The 18,183-nt window shown below is 59.6% G+C and carries 17 protein-coding genes; 3 read left to right on the forward strand and 14 right to left on the reverse strand.

Annotated features, from left to right (window positions below; all coding sequences use genetic code 11):
* Positions 1–689: 689 nt before the first annotated feature.
* From ASC90_RS26225 to ASC90_RS26240, 4 genes are all read right to left on the reverse strand, one after another.
* Positions 690–1,481, reverse strand: coding sequence for a hypothetical protein (locus ASC90_RS26225; protein ID WP_056547305.1), 792 nt, complete (start codon positions 1,479–1,481; stop codon positions 690–692).
* Positions 1,482–2,246: 765 nt separating this feature from the next.
* Positions 2,247–2,675, reverse strand: coding sequence for a hypothetical protein (locus ASC90_RS26230; protein WP_244480453.1), 429 nt, complete (start codon positions 2,673–2,675; stop codon positions 2,247–2,249).
* A gap of 326 nt (positions 2,676–3,001) precedes the next feature.
* Positions 3,002–3,388: a hypothetical protein gene (locus tag ASC90_RS26235; RefSeq protein ID WP_056547308.1), complete on the reverse strand. Its 387-nt coding sequence runs from the start codon at positions 3,386–3,388 to the stop codon at positions 3,002–3,004.
* 27 nt (positions 3,389–3,415) lie between these two features.
* Entirely contained in the window at positions 3,416–4,978 is a 1,563-nt protein-coding gene (locus ASC90_RS26240; protein ID WP_056547311.1) for a helicase HerA-like C-terminal domain-containing protein, read from the reverse strand.
* Between the two features lie 232 nt (positions 4,979–5,210).
* On the opposite strand from ASC90_RS26240, the gene ASC90_RS26245 reads away from it, so the two are divergent.
* Positions 5,211–5,606 carry a hypothetical protein gene (locus ASC90_RS26245; protein ID WP_056547314.1) on the forward strand — a complete coding sequence of 132 codons (396 nt, stop codon included), beginning with the start codon at positions 5,211–5,213 and terminating at the stop codon, positions 5,604–5,606.
* Between the two features lie 39 nt (positions 5,607–5,645).
* On the opposite strand, the gene ASC90_RS26250 is transcribed toward ASC90_RS26245, so the two are convergent.
* The 8 genes from ASC90_RS26250 to ASC90_RS26285 form a co-directional block, all read right to left on the reverse strand.
* A complete protein-coding gene (locus ASC90_RS26250; protein ID WP_056547316.1) occupies positions 5,646–6,074 on the reverse strand; it encodes a hypothetical protein in 429 nt (142 codons plus the stop codon).
* Between the two features lie 120 nt (positions 6,075–6,194).
* The gene (locus tag ASC90_RS26255) at positions 6,195–6,398 is read right to left on the reverse strand and encodes a hypothetical protein (protein ID WP_056547318.1); all 204 of its coding nucleotides are present in this window, start codon (positions 6,396–6,398) and stop codon (positions 6,195–6,197) included.
* Positions 6,399–6,763: 365 nt separating this feature from the next.
* Positions 6,764–8,287, reverse strand: coding sequence for a glucose-6-phosphate dehydrogenase (zwf, locus tag ASC90_RS26260; RefSeq protein WP_056547321.1), 1,524 nt, complete (start codon positions 8,285–8,287; stop codon positions 6,764–6,766).
* A 144-nt stretch (positions 8,288–8,431) separates the two neighbouring features.
* Positions 8,432–9,202, reverse strand: a complete 771-nt coding sequence (tam, locus tag ASC90_RS26265) for a trans-aconitate 2-methyltransferase (protein WP_056547324.1) — start codon at positions 9,200–9,202, stop codon at positions 8,432–8,434.
* Positions 9,203–9,217: 15 nt separating this feature from the next.
* On the reverse strand, positions 9,218–10,777 hold the full coding sequence (locus ASC90_RS26270) for a TerC family protein (protein WP_056547327.1): 1,560 nt from the start codon (positions 10,775–10,777) through the stop codon (positions 9,218–9,220).
* 383 nt (positions 10,778–11,160) lie between these two features.
* A complete protein-coding gene (locus tag ASC90_RS26275; RefSeq protein ID WP_056547967.1) occupies positions 11,161–11,628 on the reverse strand; it encodes a cupin domain-containing protein in 468 nt (155 codons plus the stop codon).
* A 149-nt stretch (positions 11,629–11,777) separates the two neighbouring features.
* Positions 11,778–12,836, reverse strand: coding sequence for a patatin-like phospholipase family protein (locus ASC90_RS26280; RefSeq protein ID WP_056547330.1), 1,059 nt, complete (start codon positions 12,834–12,836; stop codon positions 11,778–11,780).
* A gap of 110 nt (positions 12,837–12,946) precedes the next feature.
* On the reverse strand, positions 12,947–13,987 hold the full coding sequence (locus tag ASC90_RS26285; protein WP_056547970.1) for a zinc-dependent alcohol dehydrogenase family protein: 1,041 nt from the start codon (positions 13,985–13,987) through the stop codon (positions 12,947–12,949).
* 252 nt (positions 13,988–14,239) lie between these two features.
* On the opposite strand from ASC90_RS26285, the gene ASC90_RS26290 reads away from it, so the two are divergent.
* Positions 14,240–15,127, forward strand: coding sequence for a branched-chain amino acid aminotransferase (locus tag ASC90_RS26290; protein WP_056547333.1), 888 nt, complete (start codon positions 14,240–14,242; stop codon positions 15,125–15,127).
* A 115-nt stretch (positions 15,128–15,242) separates the two neighbouring features.
* Positions 15,243–16,169, forward strand: coding sequence for a bestrophin family protein (locus tag ASC90_RS26295; RefSeq protein ID WP_056547336.1), 927 nt, complete (start codon positions 15,243–15,245; stop codon positions 16,167–16,169).
* A gap of 11 nt (positions 16,170–16,180) precedes the next feature.
* Here the strand turns inward: ASC90_RS26295 and ASC90_RS26300 are convergent, their stop codons facing one another.
* Both ASC90_RS26300 and ASC90_RS26305 read right to left on the reverse strand, forming a co-directional pair.
* Complete coding sequence (locus ASC90_RS26300) at positions 16,181–17,410, reverse strand: multidrug efflux MFS transporter (protein WP_056547339.1); 1,230 nt, start codon at positions 17,408–17,410, stop codon at positions 16,181–16,183.
* 97 nt (positions 17,411–17,507) lie between these two features.
* Positions 17,508–18,140 (reverse strand): LysE family translocator, encoded by a 633-nt coding sequence (locus ASC90_RS26305; RefSeq protein WP_056547342.1) that lies wholly within the window; start codon positions 18,138–18,140, stop codon positions 17,508–17,510.
* Positions 18,141–18,183 lie beyond the last annotated feature (43 nt).

The following is an 18,183-nucleotide window of genomic DNA, read 5'->3' on the forward strand; positions in this document are numbered from 1 at the left end:
GCGATCCCCCCATAAGACACGTCGCTAACGACGTCGTTAAACACGTGTCTTAGGCCATTAAGGCATTATGCGGCAGGCGGTGCCAATCGGGCGGTTACATTCCGGTTAGAGATTTCGGTGGCGTGTAAGACTTTCTAAAAAGCGCTCTTTATTTTCCTCGTTCCATTTCGATGCGAGCGTGCGTTTCCGCTTTTTTACGTCGTCTCTTGAATGATAGGCAGAGCTATACGCCTTCGCCTTATCTGGATTTTTAGACCGCCATTGATCGGTGTTAGCGCGCCTAGCCTCTGCGTTGTTTTGGTAGAAGACAACGGAATTGATCTTCAACGAAGCAGGGCATACGGATGCACCGCAATTATTACGCTCGTTGTGATAACGGCGAATGCGATGATTATGGTTGCCGTATTTTAGGAAGCGGCGATAGTGGATGTTGCACATGCCACGGCGTGAACCTCCCCATAGCATTGATAAACTGAGCAGATTTTCATGACGGACAGGTTACCCTGCCGCAGATCGGACCGGTAGGGCTATCTGTGGCAGTATGTTCGGCGGATACTTTTGGCTCAGCGTCTATTGGCTCTTCTTCACGGTCTCGTACACTAAAAACACGACGCGCGACTTTCGGAACGGTTTCCGCATCATAGGCCGTTTGACGAAGAACTATTAACGGTCGGAAACGCCGCTTTAGGTCAGCGGTGATTGGCCCATTGAATAAGCTCATCGGTGATTTTCAGAGGCCGTTTGTCCGCTAAGTCAGCGATCTTTTGGAGCCTAGACATTGGTGACGCGTCGAATTCTACCACTACCCCAAAGCGTTCCCTGAGCGTCTCACTTGATTGGTCCGCAAGTTCTAGCATTTTCCGCGCGAGATTTTCACTTTTAGCAATTTCGAATGAACCAACCAATTTCTCTGGGATATCGTTTTGCCTTACGCGTGCCGAGTAACTCTCCACGTCCTTTATTGGGCTTTCAAACTCTTCAGCGATGATTTTTGCCGCCTCTTGTCTGCCCTTGCTTAGTGGTAGTCTGATAGCGTCCGACATCTTTAAGCACATGTCGAAGAGGAACACGTCTTCAACACGCTTGCGAAGGTCACTGAAGTCAAACGTCGCCCCGGGTACGGGCTTGCTGCCTGTTAGATCGTTGAAAAGCTTCCAACGGGAGCCCCATTCCGCCCCGTTGCCACCCATGCGCCCGCTCATGACGCTGCCCATGACGATTTCGTTTGTGTAGGTCTTGAAGAGATCGATGAGGTCTGCCGCCTCTTGCTGCTTCTCTTCCCAAAGTTCTGCCTCGAAACCAAGTCCCTTGAATTTTTTGAAACGGGCTAGGTTCGAAAACGCTAGGCACATAATGCCTATCAGCGCCACTCCGCCTGCCGCCGTGACGCTGTCTACCCAAACTTTTGCGAGAGCGAAAAGAAGGAAGACTAGGCCGACAAAGAAGAGGACGCTTCTTTCAAGATTAATGTTGTTTAGCAAAGCAATGGGCCCCGTGAGTTACCGGGATTGATGTTATCCATGAGTGTAAGTTGCACAACACGTGCGCGCTATCTTATACAACTATCTGTACACCTTATCCGACACTATTTTCGCCCCAAAGGTACCAAGTGGCAGCTGATTGATTACCCAATCTGCGGGTGGTAAACGATCGCCGCGCGGTTACGGTCTTGCCAACGCTCTTTGCATATCCACCCGCGTCGGGTGTGGTGAAGGGTGAAATTAATATCAAGTAGCGCGTGAGAGGCGGGGGATTGCAATTGACCGCCTCACCATAGCTCTGTGGTCATTGCCAACCCTCTTAACGATCACTGGATAGTAGCGTACAAAGCACCTCCTATTGGTCGCAGTTGCTCTGGTAGTCACGAACCGCGCTTTCAAAATCGTCTTGGCTATTTCGTAGCCGTCTGAACTCGATTGAGCAATCATCGCTTCCGCGACTGTCAGCAACACAGTTCGCGTATCTATGCAGGTAACTGCTAATGTCCTGTGTTGCGCTGTTGTATGCGTCGACCGCGTCGTTGCATTCGCTCGCCCAAGAGGCGTGTGCCGCAATTAGGAGGCCCACTGCGGACATACACGCCGCTTTCTTCAATCCACGCCCACTAACGCCGAAGCGGCTCCGCATCTGCCGCCATTTGACCGAGATTGTCTGCCAAGAAGACTTAGTATCGCCTTGCTGCTGGCAGTGCTTTCTCAAGCGAGAAATCAATAGACAGGCCGCACGCGATGGAAATCGTGTCGGCATCATCTTGAGCTTTTCAGCACCGCTGCCGCGTCGATTGCGTTGCTGGGAACGTTTGGCGATTTGAACATCGCGACGACGATGGAGGTCTGCGATTGCCGCCTGTATATCGCCTGTCCGCCGGTGTAGGTCGTGTTTCCGTAAGCGGTGTTGCCGACGATGTTGACGTTGGTGTTCGCATAAACCGGCATGTTGCCTGCGTAGGTGCGCGAGTTTTGCGTGTCCGCAGCCTGTATCACATAGTGGGTGAAGCCCTTGTCGAGGGTGAGTTGCGCCACGCGACGTTGCGCCTGTCCCTTGGCAATGCTTGTTCCGATGAGGCCGCTGGCATCGATATCCAGCTTGTAGACGTTGTTCGAAAGCGCCATCTCGCTTTGGCTGACGCAACCTGCCAAGGCCGCTACGGCCAGCAGCACCACAAATCTCTTCATGACTTCCCCCAGTTGTGGGGTCAAGCCTTGAGGGCCTTCGCGCGCCAAGTCAACGAGGCGGACCTAACGCAGGCAATCAACCACAGGTTTTTTGATGCAACGGGGATGTTGCTAGCGCTTCAGCAACGCTGACATTCGTCAACGTTCGCCATTATTCGCTGGCGATTTTGGACACTGGATTTGGACACTATGTCATAAATATTTGAAAAATGACAATATTTTTTCAGCGTTCACGCATTTGCAGGGCTGGCGGAAATGGAAGTATGTCTTCACGCGTAGCCCTCCTTTCTCAGTGCGCCAATCACTAGCACCGGTTATGCAAAATTTCAACCGTGCTGCTCGTAGCAGGTAATCAGGAATATTCCATCCGCTTCGATTTCCCGCAAGATGGCGCCGCCGTCGCTGCGGCAGATCTGAAGTTCGCAAAGCACGCCGGCAGCCTCGAACAGGATGATGTCGACCAGCGGCCCATAGGGGTCGGGCTTTTCCTTGTCATCGAAATACGCCGAGGCAACCGGGCGAGCGGCCGCGCCTGCCGCAAGATCAGCTTTGTCGCGAGGCCGTAGCCTGATCGAACCGAAAGCATCGATCTCCGCGGCCCGATAGTGCTCGCTGTCCCATGTGGCCGGGATGTTCCCGTGCGAGGCGTGCCGCACCAGTCGTTGTATGATCTGCCTTTCAGCAGCGGTCAGTTCTCTCCAGATCACTGTCACGACGTCGCTTCCACAAAAGGAGGGAGACTACCGTTTCAAACTGCCGAGAATGCCGCGCACCAGTGCCCGGCCAACCTGCGTTGCAACAGTGCGCGCAACGCTCTTCATGGCTGCCTCGACCACAGATTCGCGCTGGTAGCCGGCGGAGCGCGTTCGGCCTTGGCTGCCGCTGCTTTTCTCGTCGCTGCTGTCGTCCCCGAAACCGGGCAGCGTCCAGCGACCCGACACGCTGCCTTCGGTCGGCTGGGTTGGCTGGGCCTGTTTCGCGGCGTCGGCGTCGGAGGCTTTTTTCGCACGGGCGGCCAGGATTTCGAAGGCGGATTCACGGTCGAGGTCTTCGTCATAGACGCCGAGCACCGGGCTTCTGTCCATGACCTGCTGCCGCTCGGTATCGGTGAGCGGCCCGACGCGGCCCGATGGCGGCCGGATCAGGGTGCGTTCCACGATGGAAGGAGCGCCCTTCGCCTCCAGTGTCGAAACGAGTGCCTCGCCTGTGCCAAGCGTGGTGATCACGGTCGCGCAATCGAAGGCCGGGTTGGGGCGGAAGGTGTCGGCAGCTGTCTTGACGGCTTTCTGTTCGCGCGGCGAATAGGCACGCAGCGCATGCTGCAGGCGGTTGCCGAGCTGGGCGAGCACGGTCTCGGGCACGTCAAGCGGGTTCTGCGTCACGAAATAAACGCCGACACCCTTCGAGCGGATCAGGCGCACGACCTGTTCGACGCGCTCGGTCAGCACCTTGGGTGCATCGTTGAAGAGCAGGTGGGCCTCGTCGAAGAAAAAGACGAGGTTGGGCTTCTCAGGATCACCCACTTCTGGCAGTTCCTCAAAGAGCTCGGAAAGCAGCCACAGCAAAAATGTCGCGTAGAGGCGAGGGTTCATCATCAGTTTATCGGCGGCAAGCACTGAGATCTGGCCATATCCCCGATTGTTGGTGCGCATGATGTCGGCGATCTTCAACGCCGGCTCGCCGAAGAAGTGTTCAGCCCCCTGCTGCTCGAGCACCAGCAATGCCCGCTGGATCGACCCGACCGACGCCTTCGAGATCAGCCCGTACTTGCTGGACAGCTCGGTGGCGTTCTCGCCCATGTAGTTCAGGAGCGCCGAGAAGTCCTTCAGGTCGAGCAGGGGAAGACCACCCTGATCGGCGATCTTGAAGGCGATATTGATCACGCCTTCCTGCGGCTCTGACGCATCCATCAGTCGCGCGAGCAGGAGAGGCCCCATTTCGGCGATGGTGGTGCGGACGCGGTGTCCCTTTTCACCGAACAGGTCCCAGAAGATGACCGGGAACTGGTCGAACTCGTAATCGTCGAAGCCGATCTGTTCGGCGCGCTTGGCCAGGAAGTCCTTCGGTTCGCCCTTGGCCGCGATACCCGAGAGGTCGCCCTTGATGTCGGCGCAAAAGACCGGCACGCCAGCCCTCGAAAAACCCTCGGCGAGCACCTGCAGGGTCACCGTCTTGCCGGTGCCGGTCGCCCCCGTCACCAGTCCGTGTCGGTTTCCGAATTTCAGGTCGAGATATTCCGGCTTGTTGATGCTGTCATCCGGCTTGCGGCTGACGCCAACGAAAATCTTGCCATCCTCGAGCATTTCGAAAATTCTCCCTCCGGCTGTCGGCGCCGATTGCGTCAAATATGCGGGGCATGGCTTTTGGCATGCCATTGTATTATCGCCCGCCTGTTATAAGCAGGGAGTTCGGTGCGGACAACTGTCTGCATTAAAAGCAAAACTGGGATAACGCCTGTTGTCGCGGTGGGTGGCTTGAGCTGCCCCGCAAACTCGACTAACGTTGACGTTAACGTCAAAAAACTGGAGGCTGACGATGAATGACATGGTAGACCAAATTGCCGCACGTGTAGGCATTCCGGCTGAAGTTGCGGAAAAGGCAGTCGGCATGATGCTCGGCTTCCTGCAGCGCGAGGCTGCCGACGGCCCTGTCGCCAAGATGATAGAGTCCATTCCGGGCGCTTCCGAACTCGTTGCCAAGTATAACGGTGAAGGTGAGACCGGCGGCGGCGGTATCCTCGGCAGCATCATGGGTGCCTTCGGTGGCGGGGGAGTTATGGCGCTTGGCCAGCAGTTGATGGCCGAAGGTCTTGGTATGGGCGAGATCACCACGCTTGCCAAGGAAACGATGGCGATTGCCGAGCAGCATGCAGGCAAGGACGTGGTTGAAGAGGTCGTCTCCTCCGTGCCTGGCCTCAGCCAGTTCGTCTGAATTGGAACGCGGGCGGCAAGCATCCGCCCCTTTCCCTCTCTAGTGCGTGACACCCAGCAACGTAAGCCAGGTTTTCGCTTTGGCTTGCGCGGCGAGCCGGCCGGAATCGTCCAGTCGTTTCGGCCCGCAGAACGTGTCCAGATCGATCCTGTCGCCGTGGTTCAGTTTCGGGTTGCCGGAGGCCACGACGACATAGCGCCAGGCGCAACCCAGAACTCGATCTTCGACGATGCCGTCGTCGCAACCGGTGCTCAGGCACAACGCGACCGTGCGCTGGCTTTCGTACTGTCCGGTGATGGCATTTGCATAGGTTTCGTCCCACACTGCCCGAACATGCTCGCAGGTTTGCGGAGATGACCTTTGATTGCAGCTCATCCCGGACACGAAGTCTTCTGCAGGTGGCCAATCCGCCACCTCAGCCAGACTGACGCATCCACAAGCCAGAAGCGCGGCGGCAAGCAACTGCAAATCTACCTCCCTTGCACGAAGCACACGGAATCACCGGAGACGAATCTCAAGCGTTTCTCTATTCGCTAAAGGAGCATACCTGAAGTTGATATTTTCCGGAAATGGTGGCGGGACAACCGCTCAATGCTTGTTCTTCGTTTCCCTGGCCAGCTTCAATATGACGTCGTCGGCCGCATCGGCCAGCGCCATAGCGATTTCGGCCGCTTTCCATCCCCTTTTCTCACCGTTCCTGATGAGTTCGAAGAGAATGGGTTCCAATTCCGACCTGCAGGTCTCCATGCGCTGATCGGAAGTCGAGCGATTTTTGGAATGCATGTCCGTCATATGAATACCCCAAAGCCCAGAAGATAGATTTAGCAAGGCCGCCGAAGAGCGCAAGTAAATATATTAATCGAACATTAACAATTACGAATATTTTATCGTTTATACGATTTTCGGTTGAAAAAAACAAGAAAGGCTCGCCGGGGTAGGACGAGCCCCGCCTTCTTTGTCGCAGCAAAAAGCAACGCAGTCAGCAATAAAATCTTCATCCCATGATCCGCGGCGGTCAATTCATCCTTATTTTGTATAGTGTACCATCGTTATGTTGATTTGAGGTAGGTTAGTCATTGCAGCGGAATATTCTATGTGAATTCAGAGGAGAAGTGCCGATCTTCTATTTCGCGTTACTTTAGTTATGCGTGTATTTTTTACGTTTTATTATGGGTCTGGTTGTGCAACATAACGCCCAGTTCGTGCCATTCTCTTCCGTCCTTGCGTATCAGGTCTTCCGCGCTGGCCGGTCCCATGCTGCCGGGTGCGTAGGGATCCGGCCGCTCGGCACTTTTCGCCCAGATATCAAGAAACGGTTGAACTGCGGCCCATCCGGCTTCGATGCCGTCGGCCCGCTGGAAGAGTGTTTGGTCGCCGATGAAGAGATCGTAGAGAAGGGACTCGTAACCGGTCATTTTGCCGATATCGAATTTGTCGGCATAGCGAAAATCGAGCGAGACCGGCACGGTATCGACCGAGAGTCCCGGCGCTTTGATGGATATCTCGATACTCAGCCCCTCGTCCGGCTGAACCTGGATCACCAGCTTGTTCGGCGGCAGGTTGCGCTTGACGTCGGTCTCGCGAAACTGGGCGAACGGAACCTGGCGGAAGGTTACGACGATCTCCGTATCGCGTGCCGTCATCGCCTTGCCGGTTCTCAGATAGAAGGGCACCCCGGCCCATCGCCAGGTATCGACGTAGAGCTTCGTGGCGACGAAGGTCTCGGTCTTGCTGTCCGGCGATACGTCCTTGGTCTCCCGAAAGGCCGTGATATTGCTGCCGTTGAGCGTCCCGGCGGTATAGGTGCCACGCACCGCATGCTCCGTCGCCTCCTCGGGCGTATAGATGCGAAGGGCGCTGAGCACCTTGCTCTTTTCGGTCCGGATCGCCTCGGCACCGAAGCCGTTCGGCGCTTCCATGGCGATCATCGCCAGCAACTGGAACAGATGATTGGGGACCATGTCGCGTAAGGCGCCGGTTGCGTCGTAGAATTTGCCGCGCGTGCCGACATCGACCGTCTCCGCGGCGGTGATCTGCACATGGTCGATGTAGTTGTTGTTCCACAATGCCTCGATCATCATGTTGGCGAAGCGCGCTGTCAGGATGTTCTGCACCGTTTCCTTGCCGAGGAAATGATCGAGCCGGTAGACTTGGCTTTCGGCAACCTTGCCGAGGATGCAGGCGTTCAGCGCGCGGGCGGAGGCGAGGTCGGTTCCAAAAGGCTTCTCGATCGCAATACGCCGGAAGCATCCGTCGACCTCACGCGTCAGGCCATGCTCCGCCAATTTCTCGACGATTGGCCCGAAGAACTGCGGTGGCACGGCCAGATAGAAGGCTGCATTGCTGCAGTGGGCGCTCTCTAGACGCTTTTTGATGCTGAGGAAGATCTCGTCCTTGGTGAAGTCGCCGGCGATATAGGAAACGCGTTCGCGCAGGCGCCGCCAGGCGTCGTCTTTTTCGGGGAGAACGGGCTCCTCCAGCCCGGCGAGAAAGCTGTCCAGACGCGTGACCAGCGATGCGTCGTCGCCAGGCTCGATGCCGACACCGAGAATGTGGAGATCGTCGCCGACCAGACCGCTACGCGTGAGATTGATGATGGCGGGCACCAGCAGGCGTCGGGTGAGATCGCCGCTGGCGCCGAAGATGACAAGCGTGACTGGCGGAGTAGGGGCGGTGGCCATGAAGGATCTCCTCGCTGTTCTGGGCGACTATAGGGCTTGCAGCCGTTGCGGCAAGGATGGTGAATTCACGGCGTCGGCGGGTAAGTCGCACGCCCCAGGCCGCCGCGGCGCCAAGGCGTGGCGCCGCTCGCCTTGCCGACAGCCTCAGCCCTTGACGGCTACCATGAAGATTCGCGGAAATCTCAGGAGCACCCGCCCATCGGCCATCTTCGGATAGGCCTTTTCGACGCGCGCGACGTAGTCGGCCAGGAACGCTTCGCGATGGTCCTCACCGGCGTGATCGAGATAGGGCCGCAAGCCGGTCCCTTTTACCCACTCGACGATCGCTGCCGCATCCGCCATCGGATGGTTGTAGGCCGTATGCCAGACATCGACGCGCGCAGCCTTTCCGATAAGGCGACTGTAGTAGGTCGCCGGCGGCGGCAGCGGGGTGCGCCGAACGCTCCTGGTCTCGAATGCCGTCGTCCACGGACCGGCATGTCCGGTTTCCTCCATCAACAGATGCGTCGGTTCCGTCAGGTTGTCCGGCATCTGTACGGCGAGCACGCCGCCGGGAGCCAGCCCGTCCATAAGGCGTTCGAAGATGTCGATATGGTTCGGCAGCCATTGGAAGACGGCATTGGCGAACAGCAGGTCCACCGGCTCGGCTGGGTGCCAGGTGGCGAGGTCGGCTTCGACGAACGCCGTCCCCGGAAGGCGCCTGCGCGCCGCCTCCAGCATGTTCACGTCGCTGTCGAGACCTGAGACGCTCTCGGCGCCGTATCGGTCGATGATCAGTTCAGTCGAATTGCCGGGACCGCAACCAAGGTCGACCGCGTGATTGACGCTGTCGAGCGGCACCTGAGCAAGCAGGTCGCGCGCCGGGCGCGTCCTTTCGTCCTCGAACTTCACATATTGGCTGGCAGACCATGCCATGGAATGTCTCCTTGCTTATGCGGCTTCATCGATGCGCCTGACGCGCACCTTGTCGATATTGCGACCATCGAGCTTCACGACCTCGAACGAAAGATCGGCGGAGGCAACGTTCTCGCCCTCGTGGGGAAGGTGGCCCAGCCGCCACAGGATGAAACCCGCAAGCGTCGAATAGCGGTCCGCCTCATCGACGAGATCGACGTCGAGCAGCTTCGAGGCATGTCTGATGTCGATCCAGCCGTCGACCGTCAGTGAGCCGTCCTCGCCGCGCTCGATGGTCAGCTTCTCCTCGTCTTCATCAGGGAATTCGCCGGCAATGGCCTCAAGCAGGTCCGTCGGCGTCACCATCCCTTCAATAGCGCCATACTCGTCAAGGACGATGGCGACCGCCTGGCTCGAGTGGCGCAACTGTTCCATAAGCTTCAGCGCGCTGATGCTCTCGTGAACCACCAGGGGCTGGCGGATGGAGCGTTCCGGATTGATCGCACCTTCGACAATGAGGTCGCGCAGCAGGTCGCGGGCGCTGGCGACGCCGATGAAATTGTCGAGGCTTCCCCGTGCGACCGGAAAGCGCGAATGGCCGAGATCGACGATGCGGCGCTGCAATTCGTCCTGTGGCGCGTCGAGGTCAAGCCAATCGATGCCGATCCGTGGCGTCATGATCGACTTGGCCGACCGCTCCGCGAGCGCCAGCACACCCTGGATCATGTCCTTTTCCTCGGGTGTGAAGACTTCTTCTTCGGCAGTCTGTTCGGCGATCATATCTGCCGTCGAGCCGAGCGTAACCTGCGGACGCTTGCCGCCCAGCAGGTTCAAAACCGCATCCGCAGTGCGCTCGCGGATATTGCTGGGCGTGATCAGGCGTTCGCGGTTGTGCCGTGCCAGCTGGTTCAGCGCCTCGATGATGACCGAGAAGCCGATGGCGGCGTAGAGGTAACCCTTTGCCAGGTGGACGCCGAAGCCTTCGACGATCAGCGAGAAGCCGATCATCATCAGGAAGCCGAGGCAGAGTATGACGACGGTCGGATGCTTGCCGACGAAGGTCGTCAGCGGCTTGGAAAGCAAAAGCATGACGCCGACGGCGACAACCACGGCAATCATCATGACAGGCAGATGCTGAACCATGCCGACGGCGGTGATGACGCTATCGAGCGAGAAGATCGCGTCCAGCACGAGGATCTGCACGATCACCTGCCAGAAGACGGCGTGGACAACCTTCTTTTCGCTGGTCTCGGTATGGCCCTCGAGCCGTTCGTGCAATTCCATCGTTCCCTTGAAGAGCAGGAATACGCCGCCGCCGATCAGAATGATGTCCCTGCCGGAAAAGCCACGGTCGAAGACCGAGAAGAGCGGTGCTGTCAGCGTGACCACCCAGGCAATGGACGCAAGCAGCGCCAGGCGGATCAGCAAGGCGAGGGCAAGACCCGTCCGCCGCGCACGGTCGCGCTGGTGCGGAGGCAGCTTGTCGGCCAGGATGGCGATGAAGACGAGGTTGTCGATGCCGAGAACGATCTCGAGCACGATCAGCGTAGCAAGACCGACCCAGGCGGAAGGGTCGGATATCCAGTCGAAGAACATCAATGGTTCAATGCGGCCACTTCAGATGGCCGCTCCTTTTACTATGAAAATAATAGCTGCGGCCGCGCGTGGCACTCAGGCACTCGTCTGCCGCAGGGACAGGCGAGAAAACCGCAACGCAGGCGGTCGGAAAATGCGCGGGAACCCCGTGCTGGCAGCCGCATCTTCTACAGTAGTCGCCGCCGTCATCGGCCGGGAGTTCCCGGTTGGGATGGGCGGAACTGGTACTGGAAGGGTCGCTGTCGGGCATGCCACAATTTTGAAGATGAACGGGTTTCAGCGCAAGGGGGCGCGTGCAAATTCGTTTATACGATCTTTATGTGACAACAATGCGAGGAGCGGGCAACCGCCCGGGGAGCCATCCCCGGGCCATTGCGGAGGCTTCAAGCGGCCAGAATAGTGATGCCGTGAGCATTCGCGGCGGCGGTTGCGCGCGCGGTCGTCTCGGGCGAAGGCGCAGCCTTCGGCGGCTCCTGCAAGCCGGCGGTCTCGAAGAATTCGACCATGTCGCTATCGACGATCGCCGAGAAGACCACGGGCTCGGCACTGGCGTTGACATAGCCATGCGGCTGGTTGGCGTCGATCCGGACGATGTCGCCGGCCGTTGCCTCGAACTCTTCCAGGCCGCTATCTGTCATCCGGCGCACGTTCAGCCTGCCTTCGACAATGCGGAAGACCTCGGGACTGTTGTGCCGGTGCATCGGCGTCCTGCTACCGGGCGGCACGGTAATGTCGAAGATATTCAGCCAGGTTCCTTCCAGGCGAGCCCGTCGCTCGACCCGGTCGCCCATCACGAAGAACACCTTCGCTCCGGACGGGGCATGCGGTTGCACAAATGAGTTGGACATCATGTCTCGCTTTTCTTTTTCTTGGCGGCGAGCGCGATAGACCTTTCGAAAGATCTTGGCAACCCGCCAATATTCGTCGCGAATGCCGCGATTCACCGGCCGTGAAGTGGGAACTGACCCGGTCATCATCAAGATAGCGCTCGGTACGAGCATCAATGTTTTTCGGCGACAATGCGTTTGGCGACAGCATCGAGCGCGCGTCCGTTATCCCTGATCATGTCTCCCGCGATGCTCTTCAGTGCCATGATATTGCCGGGCGATGCGTCATCGAGCGCGTCGTTCTCCTGCGCCGTCAATTGCCGGTCGAGCCGGAAATAACTGAGGCTGTCGACGTTCTCCTCCGTTACGACCGTGGAGTAATCGAGGCCCGTATCCACCGGGTTGAGGAGCTTGTTGGCCTGGTAGGCGGCTGTGCTCGCCTGGCCTTGCATGAGGATCGAGATCAGCGGCGTGTCGCGCAAGGGATCCATCCAGCCGAGCACGCCCCAGCTCTTCGCCTCCTGATAGGGCACCACGCGGTTCTGCTGCCCGGTTCCGAGCGAAAGAAACGTCAGCGTGTCTCCCTGCTGTTCCCACGGCCTTTTTCGTGCCTCGACATAGGCGCCGAGAATGGGATCATTGGCAAACACACCGCCGTCTATCAACGCCACGAAACGCTCCTCGATATCCTCCGTTCCCACGCGTTCGATCAGCGCTGGCGGGAAGTAGGTGGGGGCTGCCGATGTCGCGCGCGCCGCTTCCCAGTAGCGAAACCTGCTATTCTTGTTGTCGGCATTCGTCAGAAAGAGAGCAGCCCGCTTCTGTATGTCGTAGGCGGTCAGGAAAACGGTCGAAAGCCCCTTGTCCAGCGTGGCTTCGCCGAGGCGACGTCTGAGCTTCTCGGCCAATGCCTCTGGCCGATACTTCGCCGCATGAAGGCCGAGAAAATTGGCCACGCTGGAGACGATGTCACGCTTGAAGATCTCCTTGCCTTCGTCTTCGTAGAGGCTGACCAGGTCCTCGGGCGTGCAGGCTGCTTCGCCCAGCTCCGTTGGGTGCGGGCACGTCAGGCCGGCGGCGATGATGCCGCCCGTCGATGTGCCGGCGATCATGTCGAAAGCCCGGTGCAGCGGTATGCCCGAGAGCCGCTTCGCGAGATCGACAAGGATCATCGCCGGGATCAGGCCGCGTATGCCGCCGCCGTCGATCGAAAGAATAAAGCGCGTTCCCATTCTCTCCTCCAACCCGGATCATCCGGTAGAGCAAAGTATGGGATATAAACCAAAGATTGCAATAAACCAAAAAGCTCTCTTTGATTGTGATTGGTTGTGCGCACTTCTACTCAGAACTGCGTGATTACGCTGATCCCGGTGGCTTCCGCCTTGTCGAGGGTCATCAGGGCCGGGATTGCCTCGAGGAGGTTGATGCGTCGTCTGATCAGCTTCTGCGGCGCGATCTTGCCGGCCGCGAGCATGGACAGCATCGCGTCGTAGCGCCAGGCCTGCATGCCGTGGCTTCCGTAAATCTCCAGTTCGTGGCCGATGACCTGCGCCATCGGGATCTGTGGTGTCGCGTACTCGCCGAGCATGAGGCCAACCTGCACGTGCCGGCCGCGCCGGCGCAGGTTCTTGATCGAGTTGAAGCAGGTGACGGGATGACCGAGCGCATCGATCGAGACATGCGCGCCGCCCTTGGTTATGTCGCGCACGGCCTCCGCCACGTCGGCAACGGTTGTCGCGTTGATCGTCGCCACGGCACCGCATTCGCGGGCAAAGGCAAGTTTCTCGTCGGAGACGTCGATGGCGATTGCATTGGCGCCGAGCGCCGTCGCGATCATGATGGCCGATAGACCGACGCCGCCGCAGCCATGCACGGCAATCCACTCGCCGGGACCGGTGCGCGCCTGATCGGCGACGGCGCGGAACGATGTCGCGAAGCGGCAGCCGAGGCTCGCCGCAGTCGCATCGTCGATCGTCTCAGGCAGGTGGACGAGATTGGTATCGGCATAGTCGATCGCCACGTACTCGGCAAAGGAGCCCCAATGGGTGAAGCCGGGCTGGAACTGGTTGGGGCAAACCTGCTGGTTGCCCGAGTGGCACTCGCTGCAGTGGCCGCATCCGGAGACGAAGGGCACGGTGACCCGGTCCCCGATCTTGAAGCGCACGACACCCTTGCCGGTCGCAACCACCTTCCCGGCAAGTTCGTGGCCCGGCACATGTGGCAGGCGAATATCGGGATCGTGGCCCATCCAGCCGTGCCAGTCGCTGCGGCAAAGTCCGGTCGCGCCGACGGCGATGACGACGCTGTCCTCGCCGGGTGTCGGATCGGGCAAGGTACGGATTTCCGGCGCCCTTTCGAAGGCATCGTAGAACATGGCTTTCATCGCGTCGTGCTCCGGTTTTGCCTGCGTTGGCGCCGCCCCATGATGGCATGCCGCTGCTGGTGCTTCAAACCACGCATCCATGATATTCGTTGATGCACCCATCGCGCGGATGTGGACCAATGCGAATGATTCTTGCCGAGAATGACTCCTCGAAGGCATTTTTCTTGCTTAGCATTTTTCGTCGTGCATTTCCCGCTTGACCGCGTCTTCGACTGGGGATTTTGCTCTTCGAACATTTGAAGGAGGAGTCTCATGGCCGTCGATACATCGCCCCGCTCAACCACCTGGACCAATGTTGAAGGAGAGTGGCTTGCCGGCAATCCTCCGTTGATCGGGCCAACCTCGCACGCCATGTGGCTGGGTTCGACCGTTTTTGACGGCGCCCGCTGGTTCGATGGCATCGCGCCCGATCTCGACCTGCACTGCCAGCGCCTAAACCGCTCCGCCGTCGCCATGGGACTGAAGGTGATCAAGACCGCCGAGGAGATCGAGGCGCTCGCCTGGGAGGGGATCAAGAAATTCGATGGCAAGACGCCGATCTACATCAAGCCGATGTATTGGGGCGAGCATGGTTCGCCGGGCGGCGTTGTCCGGGTTGACGGAGAATCCACCCGTTTCGCGCTCTGCCTGTTCGAGGCGCCGCTGGGCAACAACGCGCCCAATTCGCTGACGGTTTCGCCCTATCGCCGCCCGTCGCCGGAAACCGCGATGACGGATGCCAAGGCAGGCGCGCTTTATCCAAACAGTGGTCGTGCGATACATGACGCCAGGAGCCGCGGCTTCGACAACGCGCTGATGCGCGACATGAACGGCAACGTTGTCGAAACCGCATCCTCCAATGTCTTCATGGTCAAGAACGGCATCGTCTCGACCCCGATCGCCAACCGCACCTTTCTTGCCGGCATCACCCGCGCGCGTGTCATCCGCCTGTTGCGCACTGCAGGCTTCGAGGTGCGTGAAGTCACGCTCTCGGTCGAGGATTTCGCCAATGCCGATGAGATCTTCACGACGGGCAACTACTCCAAGGTCGTCGGCGTCAATCGCCTCGATGATCGCGATTTCCAGCAGGGGCCGGTAACCCGCAAGGCGTTCGAGCTGTACATGCACTGGGCTTTTGGCCGCAGCGAAAGCGACAGCTGACCACGATCACCAATCCTGCTTTAATGTGAACCGGCCGCGCCCGCCGCGTCCGGACAACCCCGCTGGCGGGGAGGTCGGCATCCCCTAATCCGGCAAGGAGCGAAATGGCTGTGTCATGATCGTGCGCCCCCGTCCAACGCTGCTTCGCCTTTTCTTCATTCTTCGCGGCTCTATCATCCAGCAGGTGTTTCCGCAGATCCTCATCACCAGCGTGATTTCCGCGTTGGTGGTGTTCGCCCATACCCTCCGGCCGGGCCTGTTGCCGGTGATCAGTGGCGCGCCTTTTGCGCTTCTCGGCATCGCGATCTCGATCTTCCTCGGCTTTCGCAACAACGCTTGCTACGACCGTTGGTGGGAAGCCCGCAAACAGTGGGGGCAGCTCGTCTTTTCCGCGCGACATTTCGCGCGCCAGACGCTGGTCCTTGAAGCATCTGCGGGCAGGGGCGGTAGCGATGCCCGCGAGCGCCTGCTCATTCTGGTTATCGCCTTCATCCAGTCGCTGGTTCCGCATCTGCGCACCGGCAGCACTCGCGACAAGGTCGAGCGACTGTTGTCCGAGGACCTGAAGGCGCGCTATCGGGCGAGCCGCGCGCCGCCCGAGGCACTTTCACTGGCAATCGGAAGCGAGCTTGCCGACCTTCGCGCCAGGGGCATGCTCACCGACATCTCCTACCAGTTGCTCGACAGGACGCTCGGCGATCTGATGGCCGCCCAGACCGCATGCGAGCGTATCCGCTGGACGCCAGTGCCCTTTGGCTACACGCTGCTGCTGCATCGCACGGCGTTTCTCTTCTGCGTGCTGCTGCCCTTCGGATTCGATGATGTGCTGGGCTGGTTCATGCCGTTCGCCACCGCGCTGGTCGCCTACACCTTCTTCGGTCTCGATGCGCTCGGCGACGAGCTGGAAGAACCCTTCGGCAACCAGCAGAATGCATTGCCGATCGGCGCTTTGGCAGACATGATCGAGATAAACCTGCGCGAGGCCATGGGCGAGAAGGACCTGGATCCGCTTCCCGTGCCGGTGGACTATCTGCTTATGTAGAGCGGCGGCAATTAGCCCGCCGCCGTCCTCGGTCGCACCGCCCACGCGTAAACCGCGCCCGCGATCAGCAGCACGCAGGTGCCGAGAAACACCGCCCGCATGCCGATATGGCCGCCGACGAAGCCGCCCAGCACCGGTCCGGCGACTTGGCCGACATACTGTGACGACACCGACAGACCGAGGATACTGCCCGCCGCGCTATCCGGCACGCTGTGACGGATCACGGCGGAGATGCAGGGGAGCAGCCCGCCGAGCGCCACGCCCATCAGGAAACGCAGGATGATCAGCTGCCAGGAGCTGGTGACGAGCGCCTGCGGGATCAGCAGAACGCCGGCCACCGCCAGCGCACCGGCAATAACGGGCCAGTGGCCGATGCGGTCGGCAAGCTTGCCGAGCCGTGACGCCGACAGGATGGCGCCGAGCGCCGCCGCCGACATGACAATGCCGGCGGTCATCGTCACAGTTTCCGGATTGCCCACCAGTTGCGCCACGTAGACGGTAATGATCGGCTCGATCGACATGTTGGCGAGCATCAGCAGCATGCCGGTAGCGAGCATCGCAATAACCGGTCGCTTGTCGGGGATTGAGGCCCAACCGCCGCTTGCCTTCGCCGCCTGCTTGCGGGCAGGGGACTTTTCCTCCTTGATCAGGAACGTCGTTGCCAGGAAGGCGAGGAAGATCATCGCACCCGCGGCCAGGAACGTGCCGCGAATCCCGATCAGCGGCGGCAACGCTCCGCCGATCAGCGGCCCGACCAGATTGCCAGCCATGATGCCGGACGCGAGCGTGCCGAGCGCCCATGCCGAGCGATCCTTCGGCGTCTGTGTCGCGACAAGCACCATCGACCCGGAGGAATAGCCGCCGGCAAGCCCGACGAACAGGCGCAGCGCCACCAGTTGCCAGATATTCCCGGCCATGCCCATCAGCGAAATCGCTACCGTCATCCCGAGGCTGGCACGCACCAGCATCAGCTTTCGTCCATAGATGTCGCCCAGCCGGCCCCAGAGCGGCGCGACGAGGGCGGCGGCAAAGAAGGTCGCGCCATAGGCGATGCCCGACCACTGCACGATCGCCGCATGATCGCTGACCCCGAGTTCCTCGACATAGAGCGGCAGGAACGGCAGCAGCAGTGTCATGGCGACGATGGTGGTGAAGGAGCCGATCAACGAAACCGCGAGGTTGCGCTTCCAGTGGATGGAGCCGGGCTCGGCGGCGGCTGCATCCCATTTGGTATCGGACATGTCGTGGCCTTCGCATTGGTCGTGAATGTGGGCTGCGCCGCGTGCGAAACCATGTTGCCTTCGCCGCGCAAGAGAATCGGCACTGCAGCCGAGGCTGTCAGCTTCTTTGCAGGGCGAGGTGGGTGCCGAGGCCCACCAGCATCGCACCCCCGGCTCGCTGCACAAGCCGCTGGGCGGAGCTCGACCGTCGCAGTCTTGACGTGACTGCGCCCGCCAGCATCACGCAGACGATGTCGGCTGAAGAGAAGGTTAAATTGACAATTGTCCCGAGGATGAAGAATTGCAGCCACACCGGAAAGCTCGCCGAGGCGTCAATGAACTGCGGCAGGAACGCCATGAAGAATATGGCCGTTTTCGGATTGAGGACCTCGACGGTGATGCTCTCGAAAAACGCGCGTCGACCCGATTTTGGCTGCAAGCCGCTGACGGATGCATCCGGTTGGGTTCTGGCGCGGAACAGCGAGACGCCGAGCCAGACAAGATAGCCGGCGCCGATCAACTTCACCGCCATGTAGAGCACGGGGACCGCGTGGAAGATGATCGACAGTCCGGCCGCAGCCGCGACGACGTGAACATAGCATCCGAGGTGAATGCCAAGCGTTGCCATCAAGCCCGCTTTCCGGCCACGCGCCAATGTCTGCGCGGCGGCATAGAGCATCGCCGGACCCGGAACATAGGCAAAGAGAGCAGTCGTGACGAAGAATGTGATGAGCAGTTCGGTCGATGGCATTGGTTGTTCCTGTCGGATGCGCAACCGACCTTGGACCATCGTC

It is taken from the genome of Rhizobium sp. Root1220 (assembly GCF_001426265.1).
Lineage (GTDB): Bacteria > Pseudomonadota > Alphaproteobacteria > Rhizobiales > Rhizobiaceae > Rhizobium.

Bases quoted from the DNA above. Each gene is read 5' to 3' on its own strand.
- ASC90_RS26230 (WP_244480453.1), bottom strand. From the start codon at position 2,675: ATGAAGAGATTTGTGGTGCTGCTGGCCGTAGCGGCCTTGGCAGGTTGC.
- ASC90_RS26240 (WP_056547311.1), bottom strand. From the start codon at position 4,978: ATGCTCGAGGATGGCAAGATTTTCGTTGGCGTCAGCCGCAAGCCGGAT.
- ASC90_RS26245 (WP_056547314.1), top strand. From the start codon at position 5,211: ATGAATGACATGGTAGACCAAATTGCCGCACGTGTAGGCATTCCGGCT.
- ASC90_RS26255 (WP_056547318.1), bottom strand. From the start codon at position 6,398: ATGACGGACATGCATTCCAAAAATCGCTCGACTTCCGATCAGCGCATG.
- zwf (WP_056547321.1), bottom strand. From the start codon at position 8,287: ATGGCCACCGCCCCTACTCCGCCAGTCACGCTTGTCATCTTCGGCGCC.
- tam (WP_056547324.1), bottom strand. From the start codon at position 9,202: ATGGCATGGTCTGCCAGCCAATATGTGAAGTTCGAGGACGAAAGGACG.
- ASC90_RS26270 (WP_056547327.1), bottom strand. From the start codon at position 10,777: ATGTTCTTCGACTGGATATCCGACCCTTCCGCCTGGGTCGGTCTTGCT.
- ASC90_RS26275 (WP_056547967.1), bottom strand. From the start codon at position 11,628: ATGATGTCCAACTCATTTGTGCAACCGCATGCCCCGTCCGGAGCGAAG.
- ASC90_RS26280 (WP_056547330.1), bottom strand. From the start codon at position 12,836: ATGGGAACGCGCTTTATTCTTTCGATCGACGGCGGCGGCATACGCGGC.
- ASC90_RS26285 (WP_056547970.1), bottom strand. From the start codon at position 13,987: ATGAAAGCCATGTTCTACGATGCCTTCGAAAGGGCGCCGGAAATCCGT.
- ASC90_RS26290 (WP_056547333.1), top strand. From the start codon at position 14,240: ATGGCCGTCGATACATCGCCCCGCTCAACCACCTGGACCAATGTTGAA.
- ASC90_RS26295 (WP_056547336.1), top strand. From the start codon at position 15,243: ATGATCGTGCGCCCCCGTCCAACGCTGCTTCGCCTTTTCTTCATTCTT.
- ASC90_RS26300 (WP_056547339.1), bottom strand. From the start codon at position 17,410: ATGTCCGATACCAAATGGGATGCAGCCGCCGCCGAGCCCGGCTCCATC.
- ASC90_RS26305 (WP_056547342.1), bottom strand. From the start codon at position 18,140: ATGCCATCGACCGAACTGCTCATCACATTCTTCGTCACGACTGCTCTC.